We start from the raw sequence: 4,554 nt of genomic DNA, 5'->3' as shown, positions 1-4,554 counted from the left end.
TGCCGCCGAGGAGAAATCGGCCGGAACCACGACCTCAGTCGCCGTCAGGCGATGGCCGCCGGACAATCGCGCCCAACCGGAACCGAACTCAACTGGCCAGCCAAAGGCGCTGAGCATGCGCTCGGTGTAGTCGCGTGTCGGGTGGATCTCGCGAACCTCGGTGGTGCCTTGCGCATAGAGACCGGCGAGCAGGATGGCCGATTTGACCTGGGCGCTGGCGATACTCGGCGTGAAGCGCTTGCCGGTCAGCGCATGGCCGCCACGAACACGCAAAGGTGGCAAGGCTCCGCTGTCGGAATCAATCCGTGCGCCCATCGATTCCAGTGGTTCGATTACCCGCCGCATCGGTCGCCGCGAGAGTGAATCATCTCCGCGCAGCTCGGAATCAAACGATTGCCCAGCCAGCAGACCGGCGAGCAGACGCATGCCGGTTCCGGCATTGCCGCAATCAATGGCCGATGTCGGTGCGCTCAGCCCGTGCAACCCGACACCGTGGACGATGCGTTCACACGCCGATGGCGCCTCGATTGCTACGCCCATGTCCGCAAAGGCAGCCGCCGTCGCGCGTGTGTCTTCACCTTCGAGAAAACCCCGGATTCGTGAACTGCCATCGGCAAGCGCAGCCAGCATGATGGCCCGATGTGACACCGATTTGTCGCCGGGCACGATCAGTTCACCGTGTAACGCAACCCCGGTTTCACTCTGCCAGATCAATGGCGCACTCATGGCAAGGCCGCGAGCAGACGCTCGTTTTCGGCACGCGTGCCAAGACTGATGCGAATGCAGTGGCCGAGACCGTAGCCACCCATCGGCCGGACGATGACGCCACGCTTGAACAGGTGCTGCTCCAGCGACCCTGCATCATGATCCAGAACGACGAGAACAAAGTTGGTTTGCGAGGGCAGTACGCGATAGCCGCGCGAGTCCAGTTCGGCGCTCAACCACTCGCGTTCACTGCGCGTCCAGCGGCAGACCTTTTCGAGGTGTTCGGCATCTGCAAGCGCCGCCAGAGCGGCAACCTGGGCGAGCATGTTGACGTTGAACGATTCACGCAAACGTTCAATCACATCGACCACGCTGGCGTCAGCCAGCAGATAACCGATACGCAAACCGGCCAGCGCATGGGCTTTCGAGAATGTGCGGGTAACGACCAGGTTCGGATAGCTGTCGAGCAGGCGAATCGCACTGCCCGCGCCCGGCGCATCGACAAATTCCTGGTAGGCCTCATCAACAACGACCAGAGTCGATTGCGCAACACGTGCAAGAAAACCCTCAAGCTCGGCATCGCTGAACCAGGTCCCGGTTGGATTGTTCGGATTGGCCAGATAGACCAGTTTCGTATCCTCGCGTACGGCGGCAGCCAGCGCGTCGAGATCATGCCCATACGGCGCCGTTGCATGGTCGCCCGGCAGTGCGTTGGCGCGAATACCAATCGCTCCAACGGCAGCCGTCGCAATCGGAAACACGGCGAAGCCGTATTCCGGGAAAACCACTGAAGTTTCTGGATCAGCGAAGCATTGGGCGAGCAACATCAGCAACTCATGCGAGCCGTTGCCGAGGGCGATGCGTGAGCTCTCGATTCGCCAGTGCTCGGCAAGTGCACGCTTGAGAGCACCTGCTTGTGGATCCGGGTAGCGAAACGTCTCCGCCAGGGCATCACTCATCGCGGTCAGCGCGCGAGGACTCGGGCCGAGGACGGTTTCATTGGATCCGAGCTCGGCGAGCAGTTCACCGAATCGGGCACGCAGGGTCGGCAGATCATGGCCAGGGTCATATGCGCGCAGAACCCGGGTCGTCGGATTGGCTAACGTCGCTGCATCAAAACTCACGGAATGGCGACCGGATAGGAACCAAGAACCTTGATCTCCGCGGCAAACGCGTCGAGCTCGGACAGTGCCTGCTGCATCGGCGCATCGTCAACATGGCCAGCCAGGTCAATAAAAAACGCATATTCCCACTTGGCGTGATGGGAGGGACGAGACTCGATCCGGTTCATCGTGATGCCATGCTTGGCAAAGGGACTCAACACATTGAACAGGGCACCGGGCTGATCCTTGATCGAGACCAGTACCGAGGTACGGTCATGACCCGATGGCGGAAAGATCTGCCGGCCAAGGACAAGGAAGCGCGTGGTGTTGTCGGCGTGATCCTCGATCGGGCGCATGATGACTTTCTTCAGGCCATAGACCAGACCGGCCGACTCGCCGGCGATGGCGGCGGCATCCTCGGCATTGCGCGCACGTCGCGCGCCTTCGGCATTGCTCGAAACCGGCAGCTTCTCGACATTCGGCAGATTTCCGCGCAACCAGGCCTGGGTTTGCGCAAACGATTGCGGGTGCGAATAGATGCGCTCGATATCCTCGATGCGACCGCTGCGCGAGAGCAGATATTGATGCACGCGCAACTCGGCTTCGCCACAGATCTTGATGTTCGAAGTAAGAAACATGTCGAGGGTGATCTGGATCGTGCCCTGCCCCGAATTCTCGACCGGCACGACGCCAAAATCGGCGTTGCCGTTTTCGACTTCCTGAAACACCTCCTCGATGCTGGCCATCGGCTGACCGTGCGCCGAGCGACCGAAGTGCTTGAGCACCGCCTGCTGGCTGAAGGTGCCTTCGGGACCGAGATAGCCGATCTTCAGCGGCTCCTGCTGGGCCAGACAGGCCGACATGACTTCGCGAAACACATGCACTAGCACTTCGTCGCTGAGCGGACCTTCGTTGCGATCGACCACCATGCGCAACACCTGCGCTTCGCGCTCGGGACGGTAGTAATCGACGGCAGCCGCCAGTGGGCCCTTGGCCAGACCGACCTGGTGCGCCCAGCGCGCGCGTTCGGCAATCAGGTTCTGGATGTCCCTGTCGATGCCATCGATGCGTTCGCGCACCTCGGCCAGATCCATCGGCGGTGTCGATTGCTCCAGCTCATTGCTCATTGCAGCATGCCCCGTGATTGCCAAACCTTGAATGCCTGGTTGAAAGTCAAACTCAACCGTGACGACGCGCGAAATCGCGCATGAAATCAACCAGCACCTCAACTGCGGCCAGGTTGGTCGCGTTGTAGATTGATGCGCGCATGCCACCAAGCAGCTTGTGTCCTTTCAAGCCGAGCAGATTGGCGGCATCGGCTTCTTCGAGAAAGACCCCATCCAGTCCCGGACGAGGCAGAAAGAACGGCACATTCATCCACGAGCGCGCCTGCGCATCGACCGGATTGCTGTAGAACCCCGAATTGTCGATGGCCGAGTAAAGCAATTCGGCCTTGATCCGGTTGTGCTCCGCCATCGCCTCAGTGCCGCCCTGCGCCTTGAGCCATTTGAAAACCAGCGAGGCCAGATACCAGCCATAAGTGTTCGGCGTGTTCAAAAGCGAATGGTTGGCGGCATGTTCGGCGTAGTTGAATATCCGCGCGATGTTCTGTGGGCAACGCTCAAGCAAGTCATCGCGGACAATCAGGATCACCAGCCCCGAAGCGCCTATATTTTTCTGCGCGCCGGCATAGATCAGAGCAAACTTCGACACATCAAGCGGGCGCGAAAGAATGTCCGAGGACATGTCGGCAATCAGCGGAACCGTTCCGACCTCGGGAATCTCCCGAAATTCGACGCCATGGATGGTCTCGTTCGGCGTGTAGTGGACATAAGCCGCCTGCGGATCCAGATCCCAGCTCGATCGCGGCGGGATGCGCGTGTAGTTTGAATCCAGCGAACTCGCACTGATGCGCGGCTGAACGTAGGGTCTGGCCTCCCTGACCGCCTTTTCGCCCCAGGAGCCGGTGACGATGTAATCAGCCACCATATCCGGGCGAGCGAAGTTCATCGGAATCTGGGCAAAATGCTGGGTCGCCCCGCCCTGCATGAACAACACGTGGTAATTGGCCGGAATCGCCATCAAATCGCGAAGATCCTGCTCGGATTCGGCCGCCAGCGCCATGAAATCACGGCCGCGATGACTGATTTCCATGACCGAGGCACGCGCCGTGCCCCATTCAAGCATCTCCTCGCGGGCCTGGAACAACACCTCTTCCGGCAATGCAGCGGGTCCAGCACTGAAGTTGTAGCCGCGACTCACAGGCGCACCCTCGAAACTGACTCAGTTGGGAACACTCGGCCCATGCATCCGCGGCCGAAGGCGAGCGTCAACGATATGTCGCAATGCAGCATGACTGCAAGCGCTCGAGGGAGCTGGTCTTGCCCACGCAGGGTTGATCAGCGTTGCCCTAACTGCCGAACCAGATCAAGCCGGCAATACCGAGGCCGATCAGCGCTGCAGCCGCGATCAGCCACCAGATGCCCGACGAATCCTCACCATCAACGGTTTCGTCCACTTCGAAACGCGCCGGGTCCGGAATGTCGATGGCGTCCAGGGTTTGCGTAATCGCCGGTGCCATGTTGGCCGGAGTCGGCATGCTCTGGCCCCGCGCAGGGTAGCCAGGAGCTTCAAGCACGAAGCGGTTGCGACCAAACGAAATCTGATCGCCCGGGTGCAATACCGCGGTCTTCAGACGCACGCCGTTGATCTCGGTGCCGTCGGTCGACTCGAAATCCTTGAAGTA

Annotated in this window: 4 protein-coding genes and 1 pseudogene; all 5 read right to left on the bottom strand. The window is 60.4% G+C overall.

All coding sequences use genetic code 11. The annotated features are described in order from the left end of the window. Positions 1–726 (bottom strand): annotated as a pseudogene (locus VFN25_RS03505) (3-phosphoshikimate 1-carboxyvinyltransferase); the annotation flags it as partial. Next, entirely contained in the window at positions 723–1,829 is a 1,107-nt protein-coding gene (hisC, locus tag VFN25_RS03500) for a histidinol-phosphate transaminase (RefSeq protein ID WP_325138866.1), read from the bottom strand. The gene hisC and the pseudogene VFN25_RS03505, both read right to left, overlap by 4 nt. Beyond that, positions 1,826–2,935: a prephenate dehydratase gene (pheA, locus tag VFN25_RS03495; protein WP_325138864.1), complete on the bottom strand. Its 1,110-nt coding sequence runs from the start codon at positions 2,933–2,935 to the stop codon at positions 1,826–1,828. Before pheA ends, hisC begins: the two co-directional genes overlap by 4 nt. 52 nt (positions 2,936–2,987) lie before the next feature. Then, entirely contained in the window at positions 2,988–4,070 is a 1,083-nt protein-coding gene (serC, locus tag VFN25_RS03490) for a 3-phosphoserine/phosphohydroxythreonine transaminase (RefSeq protein ID WP_325138862.1), read from the bottom strand. 148 nt (positions 4,071–4,218) lie between these two features. Continuing rightward, on the bottom strand, positions 4,219–4,554 hold a 336-nt coding region (locus VFN25_RS03485), incomplete at its 5' end, for an FHA domain-containing protein (RefSeq protein ID WP_325138860.1).

Source organism: Dokdonella sp., from assembly GCF_035703485.1.
Lineage (GTDB): Bacteria > Pseudomonadota > Gammaproteobacteria > Xanthomonadales > Rhodanobacteraceae > Dokdonella.
This window is presented reverse-complemented; position numbering and strand designations above follow the sequence as displayed.